At 35.3% G+C, this 19,450-nt stretch carries 14 protein-coding genes; 7 read left to right on the top strand and 7 right to left on the bottom strand.

Annotated features, from left to right (window positions below):
* The first annotated feature begins 139 nt into the window (after positions 1-139).
* Genes UABHE_RS15885 through UABHE_RS15870 form a run of 4 tightly spaced genes read left to right on the top strand, consistent with a single transcriptional unit; the run spans position 140 to position 5,905 of the window.
* A complete protein-coding gene (locus UABHE_RS15885) occupies positions 140-1,057 on the top strand; it encodes a VWA domain-containing protein (protein ID WP_372371318.1) in 918 nt (305 codons plus the stop codon).
* Positions 1,058-1,066: 9 nt separating this feature from the next.
* The gene (locus UABHE_RS15880; protein WP_372371317.1) at positions 1,067-1,687 is read left to right on the top strand and encodes a MotA/TolQ/ExbB proton channel family protein; all 621 of its coding nucleotides are present in this window, start codon (positions 1,067-1,069) and stop codon (positions 1,685-1,687) included.
* Positions 1,688-2,320, top strand: coding sequence for an ExbD/TolR family protein (locus tag UABHE_RS15875; RefSeq protein WP_372371316.1), 633 nt, complete (start codon positions 1,688-1,690; stop codon positions 2,318-2,320). It begins immediately after the preceding gene.
* Between the two features lie 33 nt (positions 2,321-2,353).
* Entirely contained in the window at positions 2,354-5,905 is a 3,552-nt protein-coding gene (locus UABHE_RS15870; protein WP_372371315.1) for a PQQ-binding-like beta-propeller repeat protein, read from the top strand.
* Positions 5,906-6,035: 130 nt separating this feature from the next.
* Here UABHE_RS15870 and UABHE_RS15865 read toward each other — a convergent pair whose 3' ends face one another.
* The 5 genes from UABHE_RS15865 to pilM form a co-directional block, all read right to left on the bottom strand.
* Positions 6,036-7,559, bottom strand: coding sequence for a ribonuclease E/G (locus UABHE_RS15865; RefSeq protein ID WP_372371314.1), 1,524 nt, complete (start codon positions 7,557-7,559; stop codon positions 6,036-6,038).
* 431 nt (positions 7,560-7,990) lie between these two features.
* Entirely contained in the window at positions 7,991-9,775 is a 1,785-nt protein-coding gene (locus tag UABHE_RS15860; RefSeq protein ID WP_372371313.1) for a secretin N-terminal domain-containing protein, read from the bottom strand.
* A 516-nt stretch (positions 9,776-10,291) separates the two neighbouring features.
* Positions 10,292-11,887, bottom strand: a complete 1,596-nt coding sequence (locus tag UABHE_RS15855) for a hypothetical protein (protein WP_372371312.1) — start codon at positions 11,885-11,887, stop codon at positions 10,292-10,294.
* Positions 11,884-12,558 (bottom strand): hypothetical protein, encoded by a 675-nt coding sequence (locus UABHE_RS15850; RefSeq protein WP_372371311.1) that lies wholly within the window; start codon positions 12,556-12,558, stop codon positions 11,884-11,886. Before UABHE_RS15850 ends, UABHE_RS15855 begins: the two co-directional genes overlap by 4 nt.
* A gap of 3 nt (positions 12,559-12,561) precedes the next feature.
* Positions 12,562-13,608 (bottom strand): type IV pilus assembly protein PilM, encoded by a 1,047-nt coding sequence (gene pilM, locus UABHE_RS15845; RefSeq protein WP_372371310.1) that lies wholly within the window; start codon positions 13,606-13,608, stop codon positions 12,562-12,564.
* Between the two features lie 307 nt (positions 13,609-13,915).
* Between pilM and UABHE_RS15840 the strand changes: the two genes are divergently transcribed.
* Positions 13,916-14,386: a phasin family protein gene (locus UABHE_RS15840; protein ID WP_372371309.1), complete on the top strand. Its 471-nt coding sequence runs from the start codon at positions 13,916-13,918 to the stop codon at positions 14,384-14,386.
* A 278-nt stretch (positions 14,387-14,664) separates the two neighbouring features.
* The gene (gene dcd / locus UABHE_RS15835) at positions 14,665-15,195 is read left to right on the top strand and encodes a dCTP deaminase (RefSeq protein WP_372371308.1); all 531 of its coding nucleotides are present in this window, start codon (positions 14,665-14,667) and stop codon (positions 15,193-15,195) included.
* A gap of 87 nt (positions 15,196-15,282) precedes the next feature.
* On the opposite strand, the gene UABHE_RS15830 is transcribed toward dcd, so the two are convergent.
* Both UABHE_RS15830 and UABHE_RS15825 read right to left on the bottom strand, forming a co-directional pair.
* A complete protein-coding gene (locus UABHE_RS15830) occupies positions 15,283-16,704 on the bottom strand; it encodes a hypothetical protein (protein ID WP_372371307.1) in 1,422 nt (473 codons plus the stop codon).
* Positions 16,685-17,824 (bottom strand): tetratricopeptide repeat protein, encoded by a 1,140-nt coding sequence (locus UABHE_RS15825; protein WP_372371306.1) that lies wholly within the window; start codon positions 17,822-17,824, stop codon positions 16,685-16,687. Before UABHE_RS15825 ends, UABHE_RS15830 begins: the two co-directional genes overlap by 20 nt.
* Before the next feature lie 109 nt (positions 17,825-17,933).
* Between UABHE_RS15825 and UABHE_RS15820 the strand changes: the two genes are divergently transcribed.
* Positions 17,934-19,310, top strand: coding sequence for a DEAD/DEAH box helicase family protein (locus UABHE_RS15820; RefSeq protein ID WP_372371305.1), 1,377 nt, complete (start codon positions 17,934-17,936; stop codon positions 19,308-19,310).
* Positions 19,311-19,450 lie beyond the last annotated feature (140 nt).

The following is a 19,450-nucleotide window of genomic DNA, read 5'->3' as shown; positions in this document are numbered from 1 at the left end:
AGAGAGCTTCGCTCTCCTAAAACCTCGTACAATTGACTTAGCAGCTCTTTCGTAGTCGAACATCACATAAAAAGAATATTTCTTTTGCACAATCAAAGTCGAATAAATTTTATACCCACATATATCTAAGGAGCCACTAATGAGTGAAAAAGATAAACCTACTAAAGGTAAGTTTTGGGATCAAAAATCGCTGAGATGTATGGGGATTTCAACAGTCGCTCATATTTTTTTTCTAATCGCTATTTATATTGCAATGATGCCCGCTAGTGGAAGTGAGGGAGAAGATATTATCGAAGTATCTTTTGAAAGTGCTCCTTCCCAAAGCACTGAAAATTCGGAAGATACTCCTGAAAATTACCAGCCTGATCTGTCTGAAAATATTGAAGATATCGAAAACGATTTGGATAACATTGTCGAAGACGGCTATGATGAATCTGAATATATAAAAGAACAGTACGATAAAATACGTGACAAAAATACAAAAGCAAACAAAGAGAAGCAAAATATTGGCAATAATTTAGTTAAGCGTAGTAAGTATGGTCCACTAACACCACGAATGTTTTACGGAGTACGTATTTTTGCGAAAAACATAATTTTTGTTTTAGATGTTTCCGGTAGCATGGATATTAGAGAGGCTAGATTACAACTCAAAAATGCTTACCATAGCTTAAAGTCCGGTGAGAGTTTTAACATTATTCTTTATTCAGATAAGGCAAATCAGTGGCAAAATAGTGGACAAGCAGCTACAGAAGAAAATAAACAGCAAGCTGATGGATGGCTAAACGACGCGAAAAGCGGCGGCGCAACAAATATGTACGATGGTCTACGCATCGCTTTTAAAATTGCTCGCGCTCATAGGGATACCATATTTTTTATTACTGATGGTCATCCTACTAAAGGAGAAATTGTAGATCCAAAAAGAATTTTGCAAACTGTTGATCATTGGAACCAAGAGAAAAATATAACTATTCATACTATAGGTTTAGGGTCGCACCAAGCGGAAGATTTTTTAGAATCGCTTGCAGCACAAAACAATGGAAACTACTACAAACGTTAAGGAAATATCATGAATGAAGTATTAGCAGCAGGGGGTGTCACTCTTTATGTGATTATTTTTTGTTCTGTTGTCGCACTAGGTTTTACCATCGAAAGATTAATTAGTTTTAACCAAGCAAAGTGTAACTTAAACACATTTCTTCCTAACCTAGAAAATTCTCTTAAACTTGGAAAATGGGACGAAGCACAACAACACTGCCAAAAAACATCGGGGCTTATTCCGCGCATTCTTGGAGTAGGGATAAAACACAAAGAAGAAAGTGTTGAGGATATTCGTTTGATATTAATTGACGAAGTACAAATAAACGCACTTCCTACTTTAAACAAAAATTTAAATATTCTTTCAACAATCGCTAAAGGTACTCCAATGCTTGGCCTTCTTGGTACTGTTCTTGGAATGATTGAGATGTTCGAAGTCATAGCAGGCGCAGGCTTAGGTAATCCTAAAGCAATGGCAAATGGAATTAGATTAGCGCTTTTCACCACTGCTGCAGGTATGATGGTTGCTATTCCTATTATTTTTGTGCACGCTTACTTTAAAACCCGTATCCGTAGTTTTGAACGCGACACTTACAATTGCCTTACAAAGTTTATTCGTTTAGTACGTAGACGCAAGGAGGTTTCCTCGTAAATGGCCGAAGTAAAGTGGAATTTAAAAAAGCGCGATTCACAAAAAATATATAAAGATCTACCTCTAGCTACCATCAAAACGTGGATTCTAGAAGCGCGCATTGAAGCAGATGATTATGTAAGCAGTGCAGAACTTAAAAAATGGGTAAAGGCGTCTTCTCTGAGCATTTTCGAGTCTTATTTTGCGCCATCATCTACAGGTTCGGATGTTATTTCCAGTCGCGATTTAAGCTTTGGTTGGAGCACTGATGATGACGAAGACACTCATGTAGACTTAACACCAATGATTGATGTTACATTTTTATTGCTTATATTTTTTATGGTAACAGCAACCTTTGCGGTCCACGAAATCGCAAATATCAAAGTTCCGGATGCAAAAAATACCAAAAAGTACCAAGAAAAAAAGATGACTGTTTCTATTGATAGAAAGCGGCAGATCTTTGTCGGCAAACAACAAGTCTCTTTGTCCGAGTTAAAAACAGTCCTACAACAAAAAGTTTCGCAAAGCGTACAACAAGATGTTCTTCTTGCTGCTGATAGATCTGTTGATTGGGGACTTATTATGTCTGTACTAGATGAAATCAAAGGCTCAGGAATAGAAGACGTCAAGCTAAAGTTAGAAAAGAAAAAATAATCGAAAGACTTGAAATATGGAGCAAGGCTACTTATGCAAATAACAGAAAGTTTTTTAAAAGACCTCATTATTCGACATGAATTCTTAACTCAAGTAAAACTAAAATCTCTTTGTGAATTACAAGAGAAGTTAAAAAACAATAAGCTCCCAAAAACGTTGCTCGAAATATTTCAATACAAAAAAGTTTTTAGTGAAAATCGTTTGAGCCAGCTATTATCTCTAGTTGAATTTTTTAATACTAGGGTCAACGATAGTTTAATTTGTCAAATAGCAATTGACGAAAAAATAGTGTCGCAGGAACTATATGAAAAAAGCTTAATCACACAAAGAGCTATTTATTCAGTGAAAGAGACAATTTTACCCTTAAAAGAAATTTTTTTTCTAAAAGGCGAAAAAGGTGCGTGGGAAAAAGTAGAAAGTAAACTAAGTTCTTTGTCCAAAGAAGATTTTGCCAAAAAATGGAAAAAGCAAGAATCTGAAATCACAAAAGAAGACACAAATGCTCTAAAATGGCGAAGAATACATTTAGGAAAAGATATTCCACAAAACACTGAAAACACTTCTCCACCAAGTAAATTAGAAGAAAATACCCCTCCACCAAGTAAATTAGAAGAAAATACTCCCCCACCAAGTAAGTTAGAAGAAAATACTCCCCCACCAAGTAAGTTAGAAGAAAATACTCCCCCACCAACTAAGCTAGAAAAAGACATCACAACTTTCTCTTTAGAAAAAAATAAAGACACAAAAAAAAATATACATAAGCATCAGCCACAAAGTTCCTCTCCCAAAGAATTGTCAATACCTCCTAGCAAAATAACAGAAAACGAAACTCCACCGAGTAAATTAAGTCCACCACCACCATTATCAACAACGCAACCTCAACAAAATTTTGATATCGATCAAGATAAACAGCAGAATCAACTAGTTATTAAAAGTTTTATTATCGCAACCATTGTGCTAGTAGGTATTTTTACTATACTGTATTTAAACAATAGCACAGACAAAAAAGATTTTTCTGTCATATTGCAATTAATTGAACGTCAAGAAAATGTAGAAGCTGAGAAAAAAAGCCGCGTATTTTTACAAAATTATCCAGAAAGTAAGCATGTCACTAGTGTCAAAAAAAGTTTACAAGATATTCTAATACGAAAAGCACAAATTTCTCTCAACCAAGAAAAAATAGAAGAATCGGCTTCTTGGTTAGAGGAAGCAAATCTTTTAGGTGACTACAAAGACAAACGCATTTCTACATTGCAAGAAAAAATAGTACAGCAACAACAAATCACTGCACGTAAAAATACTTTCGATAACGCATTACAAAAAGCTCAAAAATCAATTGCAAGTAATGATTTTGAGAGCGCACAGTTGACGATCGACAATATAAAAATACGCTTTCAAAAAAATTGGGCGAAAAAGGATATCGAAATATTACAAGATAAGCTCAATTTAAGTAAACACAAATTCGCACAAGAAACGTACAAATACATAGACAAATTACCCGATTACAAACAAACACAACTTCCTAAATTGTCCAAAAAACTAGATATACAAATTCTTTCACTCGGAGAAGTAAACAAACAAAGTAATTCTCTAACGCAAACAAATTTTTTTGCTATTGCTAAAAACCATATGTATTGTTTTGATGGTCAAAATGGAAAAACAAAATGGGTAACAAGCTGTATAAACAATTCTATTCAACCAATATTTCTTGCAGGGCCGAAGCAAAACTTCAACATGAAAATAGCTGACCGCGTACTACTACTAAAAACGCCAAGCATACTCTCTATGCTCAAAACAAATGATGGTACAGTATTATGGGAACTAAAAATTCCAGGAATTGTTAGTTCTCAATTGACTTTACACAAACAACGAATTTACTTAGGCACTTACGACAACCACTGCTTAGAAATAGATGTACAAAACGGAAACATACTCGGAGGATATCGTACAGGAGAAACTCCTGTATATGCACCGACAATAGACAAAAAATTAAATTTGATTTTTATTCCCTGCCATAAAAACATTTATGTTTACAATAAAAATACTGGACAGCTTACTTACACTATTCCCTATGAAAAAAAGCCATGTGCTTCTACAATTGCTGTTTCTCCATATCTCTGTACCTTTACCACGGAAAACTCTCGTAGTTATATAAATACCTACAAAATCACACCACAAAGTGCACAATTGTTAAAAACCATTGAGGTAGAAGGAGAAATGACAACTCCAGCAGCAATGTCTTGCGGGAATTTAGCTGTAGCGACGAATAAGCATCTCAAATTATTTGCACTAAATCCCAAAAATGTACAAGAATCTATTTTTCCGTTAAATCGAACCTCATCTATTTTATTGAACGATTCTAAAACATTCATGCAATTTTCTAATTTAGGAAGGTCGCTAACAATTTCATCGCAAAAACTTTTTGCTGTGGATATTCAGCTCTTCAGTAAGCGTATTGACGTCATACAAAAGAAATGGCAACTCACTTACAAAAATAAAAATGTTGCAATGCCTATTCAAAAAACTAGGGATACACTCTTTACAGTGACTTCAGACAATAATAGTTATATCGCCCACTGCTTTACACTAGAGAAAGAAACGCCAACACAATTATGGGAGAAAAGGTTTGCCTTCGCGTCACATAATAAAGTTTTACAAACCAAAGACAAACGCACATTTATAACAACAACAGATGGTTCTATTCACGAGCTATTTTCAAAAGATAATAAAATCAATTATCGTATTGCTGCTTATAACACTGCACACACACCTCTTGTCGCTGTTGATAAACAACATTTCTTTTCAATAAACAACGGACAAGCACAGCTAATTAACAATATAACAGGTTGGCCTATCTGGAAATCGGACAAAATAAACAATCACCAAAAATATATAGGAGCATGTGTTGGTAAGGGATCTATTTTCTTTAGTTATGGAAAAACGATATTTGCTTTAGACATAAAAACAGGAAAGAAATCATACTTAGAATATTCTGAATTTAAAGGAAACTCATTTTCCTCTAACCCATATTTCCACGAGAATAGTATTTTTATTGGTAGTAAAGATGGGTATGTCTACGAACTGGGATTAGCAAAACAAGACAACATCTCTTTTTTACAAAAAAAATGGTCATTCGCAACAGAAGGCGCTGTAACAACAACCCCTTTATATTTTAAAAACACTTTATATTTCGCTGATCATCATCTATATGCTATTGATTTATTACGCCGGCGTCTTAAATGGTCAATAAAAACTTCAGGAAAAATCTACAGCCAACCTGTCATTGATAACAACATTCTCTACTTTGGAAACAGTGAGCGCCAAATATATGCAGTAGACATTCTATCTGGTAAAACAAAATGGCGAAAAAAAATAACTGGTAAAGTTACCTCCTCTCCTTTGATTACGAAAGAAAAGGTCTATTTTACCTCAGTGGCGGGAGAAGTCTTGGCCTTTTCAAAAGAAGGCAAATTAGTTTGGCAAGTTAACATTATTGGTGCTATCAACTGCTCACCATTTATTATTAACCAAAAAATAGCTGTGATTAGCGATAATGGTTTTGTGTATTTTATTGAAGAAAAATAGTAAAAAAGATACCCAAATAAAAAGCCCGCTTAAAAAAAGCGGGCTTTTTATTTGGGCTTAATACTTCTCAGTTGAGCCCATCTTTGTATCTGCTGTTTTGTTATCTAAACATGTCGAAATAGCATTTAGCTTATAATTGAATTGGCAATCCTGTGCGATTAAAATATTCTACTTTTGAGTTCTCAATTGAAAACGAATCACACGGGTTTATAACAATAGAGATTCGAGTTTCTTCCTCTAGTTCGTGAAGAGTTTTGCGTTTTCTATTGGCTAAATCTAGAGCAACTTCGGGATTCATTGTTGCAACAATTTTATGAATATTTCCAGATAAAGCGCCCAGTTTGATTTTACGCATAATCAGTAAACTCATGCTTTCCAAGTTTTTAATCCATCCATGTCCATCACAATAAGGACAAACATTATGCGTATAGCTCTTTAATGAAGGGCCTAGTCTTTGGCGTGTCATTTCAATAATACCAAAAGGACTAATATTTGCGACACGATTTCGCGCTCGATCTTTACGTACTTCGTCGCGAAAAACTCTTTCTACTATTTCTTTGTTTTTTTCGTCTTTCATATCAATAAAATCATTGATAATAACACCACCTAAATCGCGCAAACGCAATTGACGTGGAATTTCGACTGCTGCTTCTAAGTTAATTTGTAATGCAGTCTCTTCAATGTCCTCTTCACCTGTATATTTTCCTGAGTTAACATCTATAGCGACTAGCGCCTCAGTTTGTTCAATAGCTAGGTGGCCACCAGATTTAAGCGGGACATGTTTTTTATAGATTTTTTCGATTTCTGCTTCGATTCGATATTCATGAAAAAGAGGGGTATGACTTTTGTAAAGTTGGACGCGATCTTCATCGTCAGGAGAAATTAAACTCATGAAGTCGAGTGCTTTTTGGTAGTCCTCTTCACTATCGACAATAATCTCTTCTACATCATCGGTAAAGATATCGCGTAGTGTTCTCGTTACAAGGTCACTTTCTTGATAGATTGTTGCTGGGCTTGTGGAATGCTTAGCTCTGCGCGTAATAACTTTCCACAGATCTAACAAGTAATTCAAATCTCTACCCAATTCGTGTTTTGTTTTATCAGATCCAGCTGTACGAATAATGTACCCCATGCCTTTTGGTGGTTCTAGTTCGGTTAAAGCTTTTTTCAAACGTCGGCGTACTTTTTCATCGATTATTTTACGTGAAACACCAGATCTTTTTATGGAAGGCATTAAAACAATATATCTTCCTGGGAGAGAGAGATACGTTGTTAATGTGGGAGCTTTTGTCCCTATTCCTTCTTTGGTAATTTGCACTAATACTTCTGCATTTTTCGTTAGTAGGTCTTGAATCTTTTTTTCGCGTCTACGGCGAGGATTTCTTCCGTACTGTCTATTTTTATTGTTCATGTGCCCATAAATAGGCATGACATCAGAGACGTGCAAAAAACCATTACGTCCCTCACCTATGTCTACAAAAGCAGCTTGAATAGAAGGCTCTATATTTACTACTTTTCCTTTGTATATGTTGCCTACATGACCTAAAGATGAGGCTCTCTCTATGTACAATTCCTCTAGGCGATCATTATCAATAACGGCAATTCTGTTTTCTTCTGGTTCATTTACATTTATGAGCATAATGCGTTTGGTCATATTTTTTCCTTAGTTCTAGTTATTAAAGAAATGCTATTTGGGTGTGAGATAAGAAAGATGTTGTAAATTTTGCATTCATTAGGAAAGGATTTCTTGGTTTGCCTTCAAGAAATGTAGAACTGCAAAACGAAGTAGTCTAAATATGTAACTAGTGACTGGTCAAGTAGCTTTTATTTTCAGTTCTATCTTAAGCGACAATACTTTACAAAATTGAAAATAAAGTTTCAGTATTTACTTATTAAGTTGTGACCTGTCAAAAATAATAGTTATTTTTAGCATTATAGTTTGTTATACCTAAAAACAGACTAATAAGTAACCTGACAAAAAATATTTACCACTACATTTTGTCAGATCACTTATTTTTGTCAGGCCACTTAGTTATATATTTTCTCATTGGTGGTTATGCATAATATAAAATTTAGAAGCTATATCTACTTATTACCACCACCCCAAATATTATTGAACTTTTGTTCATCTCGTTTTCGATAATCGTTTATATCAACTCGCAATTTTTGTTGTGTGTTTTGGGCACTTTCAACTATACGAGGTGTTATAAAAATAAATAAATCATCTTTTTGTTTATTGATATCTTTGCGTTTAAAGAAGTAACCAAGCATTGGTAGGTCGCCGAGAAAAGGAACTTTGTTCACATTTTCTGTTTCGGTGATTTGTAATAAACCCCCAACGATTGCTGTTTGAGTGGATTCCAAAATCATGTGAGTAACAACTACTTGCTCTGTCAATTGCGGGAGAAGAATCTCAACATCACCTGCAGCAAAAAGGTTAAAACCAGCGATACCTGCGTTGTCGTCTTGTCCACTTAGAAGAGTATTTGATAGTACAACTGTCAATTGTACTTTGTTTGTATCAGGTATTACGTGAGGCACCACAAGAAGCTGGAAACCTTCGGTAACTGGTGAATCATCAGCCTCTACCAGCTGAACAGATAAGTTTCCATTGTCATTTTCAACAAATTCTGTTTTGGCAAAGGAAATAGTATCACCAACAAAAATAGTCGCTTCATGATGATCAAGAGTGATTAACTTTGGTGCTTGAATTACTTTCGTTTTTACATCTTGTTTAAATAATTTGAAAACAAATTGAGTATTTTTAAAATCAAGCTGTCCTACTTCATTGATAGGACCGCCATTTGCTTGAAGAGCTTCAATGTTTGCGTCGTTAGGAATTCCTTCATCACGCTGAGCATCTGTTGCAAAAGCAATGACATCTTCAAAACCACTGTCACCATTAGTAAATGGTAAACGGCTTAATAAATCAGGAAATGTGTGGGTAATTTCAATACCAGTGTCACCAAATCCCAAACCAAAGTTAAATACATCGCTGTTTTGTGTTTGTACAAATTTTACGTCAATGAAGATTTGTTTTGGTTCTTTATCAAGTTGCTTTATTATTTCGGCCATTTTGTCAAGTTTTGGCTTTGTATCTGTAATAACAAGTGTATTCGTACCACTGTCATATGTTATTTTTCCCTTGTTTGCAGTAATTACTGTTTGCAAAGCGTTTAGTAAACTAAAGTTACTTAATTGAACTCCAGTACCTTCGCCAATTTCAGTATTTTCTTGTCTCAAAAAATTAGTTTGCATCTGCGCAACAAAAGGAGATTTAGGACGAATATAACGCAATTTAAAAATAGCTGTTTCTGTTTGTGTTTCAATATCTTCTGGACGAACTACACGTAAAATATTATTTTCTTCTACAATTACATAACCACTATTTTTTACAATAGCGTTAAGCGCGTCTCTCCATGCCACATCATGTAGTCGAAGATTTACTGGGCCTTTTACTGCCTCTGATATAATAATATTTTTATTCGCTAACCCTGCTATTTGATCGATAACATCGCGAATGTCAGCCCCACTAAATTCCATTCTGACAACAGCAGGTTTTGATACTTTGATTACCTGTAGATCTAATTCCTCTACAAGACAGTTATGCCTTTTGGCAATTGTATTTAATACCATTAACCACGGTAGTTGCACGAGCTTAATAGTAACATAGACATCTTTAATTTCATCATCGTATATGATATTTTTATTTGTTTGCTCTCTTATCCCTTCGATTATGTCCGAAAATGGCTTATCTCGCACGTCTATTGAAATAAGTTCACTACGAGCTTGAGGGGGTGCACTTTGTGCTTGTATCGGGAGAGTAAGTAAGCTGCTCATTATGATCGCAAAAATATAGCAAAAACGCATGAACTATTTCCTGCCTTTCTAAGGTATAAATGTTTTAAGTTTCTCCCACTGTTTTTATCAGTATAATTTATAATTTCTATCCCAGAAATTTGCCAGGAGTAAACCTTCAAAGAAACTTAATACTTATTATTTGAAGTTTTTGCTGAAGACACAAATGCTTCGACAGTCAAACCCATATTATTTAGGTTGTAAAAACAGAAAAACTTATTTCAAAAAAATTAAAATTCAACGAATTTTGTCAGAAATATCAAAAGTAATCTGTTAACATAACCGCTTTTTTGAATTAGGAATAAATATTTATAACTAAAGATTATACAAAAAACCATATAGTCGTCAAGGTTTCTTTCCAAGAAGCATTTATGAACTATCAACGTTTTTGCTTGTAGTAAGTGAGGAGTAGAAGTATTTTAAATGCTTCTACTCCTCACATAACAAACAAAGCCAGATGTTCGCGTTTTCGGATACACATTGTTCATTGTAAAACCATACCCAAATAGAACATGTTCTAAGATTTCCTTAGTTTTGCTTCCCCAAAGATTTCATTCTCAACGGAACTGTTTCACCTTTGTAATCTAAAACAACCCAACCATTATTGATCTTTTTGACAACAAAACCGGAGCTCAAAAGATTTTTAACTCTTACTGGCTTTTTGTTGATAAAAGCAACAGAAGGTCTATTCTTACTTGGCTGATAGATAACCCCTGTTAGTTCAAGTTTTTTAACTTTATCGATAAGTTCAAGTTGAATTTTAGCTTTTTTGTAGTAAAACTCCAGTTTCTTGCGCGCAGTGGCCAATATTTTGTATTGGTTTTCTTTGTCACGGTGTTCAAGAAGGTCTGGCATTAATTTTTGGTGCCTTTTAACAACTTCTTGAAGAAGTTCAACTGAGTCGCCTTTTTTTCGCGCTTTTTTATACACAACGGCAACAGCTTTTACATTATCACTAATTGTAGCAATAAGTTGTTTTATCTTGGCATCTTCAATTCTTTCATCGATATATGTTTTCCAAACACCAAGATCTTCGGCGATTTTGGTTAATTTTTTGTGTTTTTGTCCATCGGGATCAAAATCACCAGGAAATGTTGCGAGATTTAATCTTTTCAAATTTATTTCAAAATTATTTTCTTCGAGTGTTTGATGTAGTTTTATCCAATCACCTTCCAACGAAAGCGGATTTAAAATGTCATTGTATAAATTATTCACTTTATTATACGCTTCAGTTAATTCCTCTCCTTCGCTAACATCGATAGGTCCACCATCAATCTCTCCACCACCTTCTACTGGTTCTGGAACAACTTCTATAGCACGAAAAGGGTAAAATGGGTCTCGAATAAGTTCAAAAGTACCCCACTGATACACATAGCGTTTGAGAAGTTCTTCACGACGCTCGCTTACTTTTTGTTTAAGTAAAGTTGATGGCTCGTACTTGTCCAAAATTCTCGCGAGTTTTTCGTCAAGAGTTTGATCCGGGTTTTCAAAGGTAAAAGTGGTCACAACCAGTTGTACTTTACCAGTCATTTCTTTCTCGTTTTGGTCTACCTCTAACTTACCATCGGCAAATTCGATTTTGAGTTCTTTAACACTAAAGAAACGTTCGTGCGACTCAACTTTACTAATTAGCTCTCCGAGATCATTAAATGACCCTTGAAATTCAACGTGATAAGCATCTTCTACAAATGGATTAGACGCTGTAGGAGCTACAATACGTCGCACTGGTTGTTGTACGGCAGCTTGCCCAGCGGAATCTTCTTTGTCATCGTTTATTTCAAAAAAAGAAGCCACTTTTTTTACTTTTTCAAAAGCCTGTATTTCATTTTGAACGCGAAATTGCTCCATAAGTTCGAAGAATTCCGTTACTTTCTTGTCCTGTGGCAAGAGTCTTTTTACGGCATCGGTGTTTGCGCGCATTAAATAAAGTTCTTGTTTTTTTGTTTCTATTTGGCGCTCTTTGTTTTTTAGTTGTAGTGTTTGCGAATCTACATTTTGCTTCTCAACTTTTAATCTTTCTATTTCGTTTTGGTCGAAGTGTCGCATAGTAAAGAAAATGATAGCAACCAAAACGCCGGCACCTACAATAACTAGGTTGATTTGCTTTTCGCTTAGTTTATTCATTTTTGTTTCCTATCCATCTTCATCGTCATCTGAATATTAAACTGATACCATAAATGAGGCTTGAATATTTTAGCGTCCTCTTCTTGTAAATCGTATTCAGGCGTTTTAATACCCACAAAATCGCGCCAAAAAGATGTGTGATTCTGAATAGCTTTGTAGTAGTCAATAGCAATTTGAAAATTGTCACTCGCAGTTCCGGCCTTATACGCCCACTGGTATGTAGGAATAGTTACAGTCGAAGTTGGAATAATAGGACCACGTAGTGGCTGTCGCCTTACACCAGCAACATCGTCTTTTTTTACGTGCAAATCTCCAGACCAAGACCGCCCGTGAGTATCTATAATTTCTGCATACTCTGTTAACTTGCGCGCCATTTCACTTTTGAGTAAGCGAATGTTCTCAATAGTATCTTCGCGCTTTTTTAATACACCAGCTACTTGAAAAGCTTCGGTATGGCGTTGTGGAATTTGTTTGGCATTCCACTCTCTAAATTCTTTTTGACTGTTACCAAGAGCCGTTTGCATATTTGGTAAATCTATGTAGTGAGTCATCCCATAAAAAACTACTGCCACTAGTGCAATAAGAACACTTGCAGCAACTACTAATAAACGCGCTGCCGATGTTGGGGGAGCTTCTCTCTCTTCTGGAGGAAGTAGATTGATTGTAATCATAACTTACACCTTATTTTGATAAATTCGTGAAGCTAAGCCTATGGCGATAGCTAATTGCGAAGAATTCGCTCGTAAAGCATCTATATCGACTTGATCTTCTCTAATCTCAAAGTTTTCTGTTGGATCCCAACGGTTAATTCTTTTTCCAAAAATTCTTTCAAAATCTGGTTCAAGGGAAAATAACTGGCTTCCACCTCCAGATACAAATATTTCTTCAACCTCTCGTTCAAATTGTCCTTCGAAATATTCGAATGAAAGGGTAATTTCATTTGCAAGGTCCTCAATTACAGGAGCAACAGCTTCTTGCACTTCAAGAGCAAAGATACCAGGTTCTCTTTTTAAACCCTCTGCCTCTTCTGTTGTTACCTCTAGTCTTTTCTGAATTTCTTCTGTAAATTCGTTCCCTGCAAGATAAATTTCTCGCGTAAAAAAAGAAGTATTGCCAATCATAATATTGATATTTGTTTTCGTACATCCAATATCAACAAGTGAAACAATTTTTCCTTCAACCTCTGCTCTTGGAGAGAGCATACTTTTTAATACAAAGGCATTCCCTAAAGCAAAAGAGTCTACATCAATAACTGATGGATGAAGCTCTGAACTACGTAGTAAACCAACACGCCCTTCGATAAGACTGCGCTTTGCAGCCACAAGAAGTACCTTCATTTCCCCTGAAGTACTTACATTTATCGTCGTGTCGTCGTCCAATCTCTGTGAATCAAGAACAACCTCTTCCAAATCATAAGGTATGTATTTGTCGGCTTCAAAGCGTACAGCCTCAGCTAAGTTTTCCTTGTCCACTGGCTGCATGGATATGTAGCGAACGATAACTTCTCGTCCTGAAACTCCCGTGATGGCACGTTTAGATTTAATGCCACTTGTATGCAGAAGTTCTTTAATATCATTGAGTGGATTTTCTACATCAGTGACAGCTACTTGACCGTAACCTGTAATACAAAAATCACCGCCACCTGCGGAAGTCATTTCAATTGCTTTTATGCTTGAAGTACCGATATCGAGGCCCAGTATAGTATTTTTTCGTCTGAACATGAGTTATATATTCCTCAAAAGCAAGATAGTACTAAATAAATTGTGCCTCTAGAGGCCAATAAAATTGAAGAAATAGTATTTGGTGTATCAGGATATTGTGTGAAAGAATGTTCTAAATACTACTACACAGAATAAATTGGGTTCATTATACACCTTTATTTTAACTAAATTATAAAATAGAGGTCAATTTAGTGTCAAGATAAATTAAAGTCTATATTTTTTTCTTGCATTCCATGACGCATTGCGTTATAATTTTATTATCAACGTAAAACATAAGTTATTAGATTAATTTGATAGGAATCGTACTATGAACACTACCCATAATATAACACAAAATAAACAGAATATATCGCAAAAATTACTACAAAAATCTTGCGAGGTCCAACAAAATTTTAAGAGACAGTTAAAACATTTAGGATTAGCCACCCTTGGAGCACTTAGTATATGCCAAGAACAAGCTCAACAGAAAATGAAACAATTTATAAACAAAGGTTCCGAAACAGAAAAAGATCTTAGCGAGTGGACAAATCACATGCTAAAAAAAGGCTATCGCGAAACAAAAGAAACCATCAGTGACGTTGAAAAAACTTTAGAGGTTTCTAACTTGTTAAAAAAAATGAACATACCGAGTAAGAACGATGTAGAAAATTTAAGTAAAAAAGTTGATGAACTAAGTAAAAAAATAGACGAAATAATTGTTGCCTCTACAAACAAAGAACAAACAATAAATACTGCTCAAACCTCGCACGTATCACAAGTGCCTAGCTCAGCGGAATAGTTTTGGATAAAACTAAGTGGTATAAGTAGAACTGTTTGCTTATACCACTATTAATCAATAACTACAATAACTAAGTTATGTCTTACACCTAAAAATCAACACCCTTTTCACAAGTCCACTCCCTTGTCTCTCCCTTTGTTCTTGCAATCGCACATTATTTATTCTATATTTTATGATAAAGAAACTTGCGTTTCATCGTTCAAAAAATTTAGACAAACGATTGCTTTAAAAGGCATGACCTTCTTGGGGCGCCCCTTACTTTAGGATAATTCTAAAAAATGAGTATTTTAACACGCGACGAAATATTAAAAGAGGTTGCAGCAAAAAATATCGAAATTTCACCGTTTAATGAGGATTTTGTCGGGCCAGCATCTGTCGATCTACATTTAAGTAATTCTTTTCGCGTCTTTGACAAACCAAAAAAAGTAATTCGCGTTGTAAACGAAGTCGACTATCGCAAAGCAACAAAAGGCGTTTTGCTTGACGAAGGAGAGACTTTTTTGTTGATGCCTGGAGAAACCATTTTAGGTATAACGGTTGAACGCATTAAACTGTGCGATCATATATGTGGTTGGTTAGAAGGAAGAAGTAAATTTGCTAGAATAGGTCTGCTTATACACATCTCGGCAAGCTTCATGCAACCAGGCATTGACAACCACCAAGTTTTAGAAATGAGTAACTTTGGTCCCGTTCCTTTAGAAATTGTTCCCGGAGTACGTATTTGCCAATTTATTTTCCAACGTACATTGGGCAAAGCTGCCTACCAAGGACATTTTCGCAATCAATGTCCTAACGAATTTAGTATGTAAAATCTTGCGCAAAAGTAATCTGTCTTTCTGCGATACCTTGCAAAGGCGGCATCGCAAAAAGACAATATTTCTTTCGCGCAACAAAACCTAGCTATACATCACTGTTGTCAAATATTCTTTAGGATTAGCGCGAAAATTTTCTTCCATCATTTGCTTATAGTAGTTAAAAAATTGTTCGTGCTCATTCTTCGGAAAATCGCTGTAGTAAATCGCGTAGCGTATGACATCATCGATTCTTTGATCATAAAACTGCAACATTTTCTCATCCATATCGGAAAAGTTTTCATTGCAAAATTTTTCAAAATCTTCTGTTTCAAAATACTCTTCGTTTATTTTAGAGTAAAATTCATACTTCTCTTCACCACTTTTCCCTGGATCATTCAAAACAGAAAGATATTTCTTTTGTTCTAGATCAATACGCATATCTTTTCCAGTAACAGCACAATAAGAAAACCATTTCAAACATGCGCAAACAGCCCAAGGAAAGTGCACATGAAGCGATGTGAAATGGCTATCTGGACATGCATTTGCAAAATCAATAGGGTGTATTTTGCCATTTTTAACTAATGCTTCATAAGAATTGTATGTCCAACGATGGTAAGAATTGATAAAAAGTACATAGTTACGAAGACGTTTGTACATTTCTTTTTCCATTTGTATTTTTTCTTCGCTGTAGTGTTGGTGATGAGGGTGCTCTGGTTGGAAGCGCATTGGTAAAACTTGTGGACCAGCAGCAATACAGCGTACAAACAAATCATAGTCCTCTATCGCTTCTTGAAGATGAAATGTGCGTCCATCTGTTTCATCATATTTTTGATACAGTTCATCCATACTATTTATTTTAAAAACATCGCTTCCACCACCACCAAAAGCCTTCTTTAAATAAATAGGAAATTTATTATCAAAATATGTCTCCATCGCATCTTTCAGGTAGTTGCCTTTGTCATAATATTGAGCGCGAACAATTTTCCCTTGGTTTCTGAAATGATTTGCTCTCTCCATTTGACTATGAATTTTATCCCAGTCTGTTTCGCGTAGATTTTCATCATGGCCAAACTTTGTGTATTTCATTATATACTCTTGAAGATCTTTCCATTGATCGTGTTTTTCAAGCTCTTCGGTGTATGGATAAAATTGTGGAAGTAGAACAGTAGTAGGAAAACTATCCTTGGGATGCATAGCACGTGCCATAAGATCATAAGTGCTGTGCTTATCGTGATTTTGAAACGTATTGCTATGGTTTACAATGCTCATCTGTGAATTAATAGCTTGTTGTGCCCAACATTTGTAATAGTCATTCCAGTGGATCGTACGATCCACAACAAAATCAACTTCCTCGTTTAAATTTTTTCCACAAAGAAGTGGTTTTGCAATAACACGGCCTAACTCTAAACGATACTTTTCACCTTTGTAATGAACTACCGGATCTAAAAATTTAAAAAATTCAGATACCGCATAACACATGCTCCAATCATATGAAGCCATGATTTTAATTTTTTTGGTTTTCATATTTCCCTTTCTCTTTGTACCACACCTGCCATTTTGTAGTATCTCGTGCAAAATCTTGTTTAGTTATTTCTTTTAAAATATCCAAACTAAAATTCGCAATTTTTTGATTACTATGATTTAGTAACTCAACTATCCACGGAAAGTAACTACTCATATTTACTTGAAAGTTTTGTACCACGTTATTACGTAATCGTGGATGTTTCGTCCAAATTCCAATGTATACTAAAACTGCTTGCGAAAATTCACTTTGCTGAATAAACAAAGTTGCTTCTAAGAACAACGGTTCTACTCTTTCAGGATATAGTTGCTTTGCGCGCTTTAAATATTCCATACTTTTTGAAATATTTCCCATTTGATTTTCATTAAAGCTATTAGAGGTAAGTGCAATAATATTGTTTGGCTCAACACGCAATGCTTCGGCAAATTCAATTTGCGCCTCACTATAGTCCTTCATTTGCATAGCAATCATGGCTAACATCAAGTGGGCATCAAAATCATCATTATTCACATACACTGCTTTTCGCAAAGTAGACTTAGCTTTATTAAACTGTTCATTGCGACTGTCTATTGATGTAACAAAGTTTCCGTAACTTTCTTCAGAGTCAGATCCTTTAAAAATCAAAGCGCGACTAAGAGCTATATATCCTTTACTTTGCTGTGGATTTATATCAATTGCTTTTTGATACCATTTATAGCTATCTTTCCACTTTTTTTGTTTAAGAGCCTCATCACCCATAGACAATAATAATGTATATAAGCGAGGACTATCACGGTGTTTTTTCGCTAAAGTATCTAAAATTTCTATTGCTCGTACTTTTTCGCCTTGTATAAAAAGAACTTGCATTTTAAGAAGATGGATATCCAAAAGTTGTGCATTTAAATCTAGAGCTTTATCAATGTAAACAATTGCTTGTTTAGTGTCCTGAAGCATAATATACATTTGAGCAACATTTAGACAGGTTTCAAATCTATCAGGTTGCTGTTCATGTGCCTTTAAAAACTTTTGCAGTGCTTGCGGGTATTTTTTTTCATTTGCTAAAGTAATGCCTTGCTGATTGATGTCTTTGGTAGTTGCGCAACTACAAACAACGATGAAACTACATATTATTAAACGTATCATAGTTATTAACCCAAGTTACTTTGGTTGTCAATTAAGTCAAATTTTGGTAGATTATACATCTACTACTTTATAATACAACACAAAATTCTTTTCCTCTATATGGTGCTTTATGATCACGATTTCTTTTTACCAAGGAACGCTTTCTATTGCTGTGAATTCGGAGAGTTCTTTTATTGTGCAATCTATTCCGGGATGCAAATGGGATCATCGTACAGATTGTTTTCGCTTGCCTGCATTCAAATACCATGAACTAATTACAATCCTTTATAATGAGAAAATACCCTATGAAGACAAAGCACGACAATACGAAATTTTACCGATGGATCTCAAATTAGATCGTACACCTTTTATCCATCAACAACAAGCAATAGAATCATGGGAAAAATTTCGCAAACGTGGTTACGTAGTTCTACCAACAGGAACAGGAAAATCTTTTGTGGCAATTTTAGCAATGCTTCACGTAAAGCGTAGTACAGCCATTGTTGTTCCTACCATTGATTTAATGCACCAGTGGCACGATAACGTCAAAAACAGTTTTCCCAATATACCAGTTGGTCTCATAGGAGGTGGCAACTATGAGCCAGCATCTATCACAATTACCACATACGACTCGGCCTACATTCACTTTGACAAGATAGGTAATTTATTTGGTTTAGTGATTTTTGACGAATGCCACCACTTACCTGGCCGAACATATCGCCTAGGTGCGGAATTTATACTTGCACCATACCGCCTAGGTCTAAGTGCTACTCCAGAAAGACTTGATGGTGGACACAACGATTTAAACTACCTTATTGGCCCATGTGTATTTCGTAAAGAAATTAATGAGATGGCAGGTCCATATCTTGCAGACTACGACGTTGTCGAAGTCACAGCACGTCTTTCAGCGCAGGAACGCGAAGAATATCAAAAGAACCGAACTCTATATTTGAGTTTTTTAAGGCGTAATTATATTCAAATGGGTAGAAATAGTTGGCAAAAATTTATCCAAATTACACATCGCACGGAAGAAGGAAGAAGAGCGTTTGTTGCTTATCGTAGGCAAAAGCAAATAGCGCAAGCAACGCCTTCAAAATTGAAAACGTTAGAATATCTAATACGAAAGCATCATAAAGAGCGCATTCTAATTTTTACTCATGACAATGCAACAGCATATAAAATATCACTGCGTTTTCTTGTACCAGTTATTACTCACCAAACGAAAATCAAAGAACGAAAAGATATTTTGAAAAAATTTAGCGAGGGTATCTATAGCATCATTGCGACATCAAAGGTTCTAAATGAGGGAGTTGATATACCTTCGGCAAGTATCGGCATTATTTTATCGGGAAGTGCAAGTGTTCGCGAGCATGTGCAACGTTTAGGACGTATTTTGCGCAAACACGGTGACAAAAAAGCTATTTTGTATGAGGTGGTAACAGAGGGTACATCGGAAGAATCGGTAAGCCAACGACGAAGAGAACACAATGCTTATAAACGTGGCTGAGTTATTGGAAGATACGAAAAAATCGGTGGTCTCGACAAGTAGGAACAATCTTGTGGATGTCCGTGACAATCAATATAATAAACACAAAACAAATGTTTTGATTTTTCTTTTCGCGGACATCCACAAAAAGCGCCTCTACG

The sequence above is a fragment of the Candidatus Uabimicrobium helgolandensis genome (assembly GCF_041508025.1).
In the GTDB taxonomy this organism is placed as follows: domain Bacteria; phylum Planctomycetota; class Uabimicrobiia; order Uabimicrobiales; family Uabimicrobiaceae; genus Uabimicrobium; species Uabimicrobium helgolandensis.
Note: the sequence above shows the minus strand (reverse complement) of the source record. Positions and strands in the feature narration are given on the sequence as shown.

Excerpts from the sequence above, each read along its gene's own strand:
- UABHE_RS15885 (WP_372371318.1), top strand. The coding sequence starts at position 140 with ATGAGTGAAAAAGATAAACCTACTAAAGGTAAGTTTTGGGATCAAAAA.
- UABHE_RS15880 (WP_372371317.1), top strand. The coding sequence starts at position 1,067 with ATGAATGAAGTATTAGCAGCAGGGGGTGTCACTCTTTATGTGATTATT.
- UABHE_RS15875 (WP_372371316.1), top strand. The coding sequence starts at position 1,688 with ATGGCCGAAGTAAAGTGGAATTTAAAAAAGCGCGATTCACAAAAAATA.
- UABHE_RS15870 (WP_372371315.1), top strand. The coding sequence starts at position 2,354 with ATGCAAATAACAGAAAGTTTTTTAAAAGACCTCATTATTCGACATGAA.
- UABHE_RS15865 (WP_372371314.1), bottom strand. The coding sequence starts at position 7,559 with ATGACCAAACGCATTATGCTCATAAATGTAAATGAACCAGAAGAAAAC.
- UABHE_RS15860 (WP_372371313.1), bottom strand. The coding sequence starts at position 9,775 with ATGCGTTTTTGCTATATTTTTGCGATCATAATGAGCAGCTTACTTACT.
- UABHE_RS15855 (WP_372371312.1), bottom strand. The coding sequence starts at position 11,887 with ATGAATAAACTAAGCGAAAAGCAAATCAACCTAGTTATTGTAGGTGCC.
- UABHE_RS15850 (WP_372371311.1), bottom strand. The coding sequence starts at position 12,558 with ATGATTACAATCAATCTACTTCCTCCAGAAGAGAGAGAAGCTCCCCCA.
- pilM (WP_372371310.1), bottom strand. The coding sequence starts at position 13,608 with ATGTTCAGACGAAAAAATACTATACTGGGCCTCGATATCGGTACTTCA.
- UABHE_RS15840 (WP_372371309.1), top strand. The coding sequence starts at position 13,916 with ATGAACACTACCCATAATATAACACAAAATAAACAGAATATATCGCAA.
- dcd (WP_372371308.1), top strand. The coding sequence starts at position 14,665 with ATGAGTATTTTAACACGCGACGAAATATTAAAAGAGGTTGCAGCAAAA.
- UABHE_RS15830 (WP_372371307.1), bottom strand. The coding sequence starts at position 16,704 with ATGAAAACCAAAAAAATTAAAATCATGGCTTCATATGATTGGAGCATG.
- UABHE_RS15825 (WP_372371306.1), bottom strand. The coding sequence starts at position 17,824 with ATGATACGTTTAATAATATGTAGTTTCATCGTTGTTTGTAGTTGCGCA.
- UABHE_RS15820 (WP_372371305.1), top strand. The coding sequence starts at position 17,934 with ATGATCACGATTTCTTTTTACCAAGGAACGCTTTCTATTGCTGTGAAT.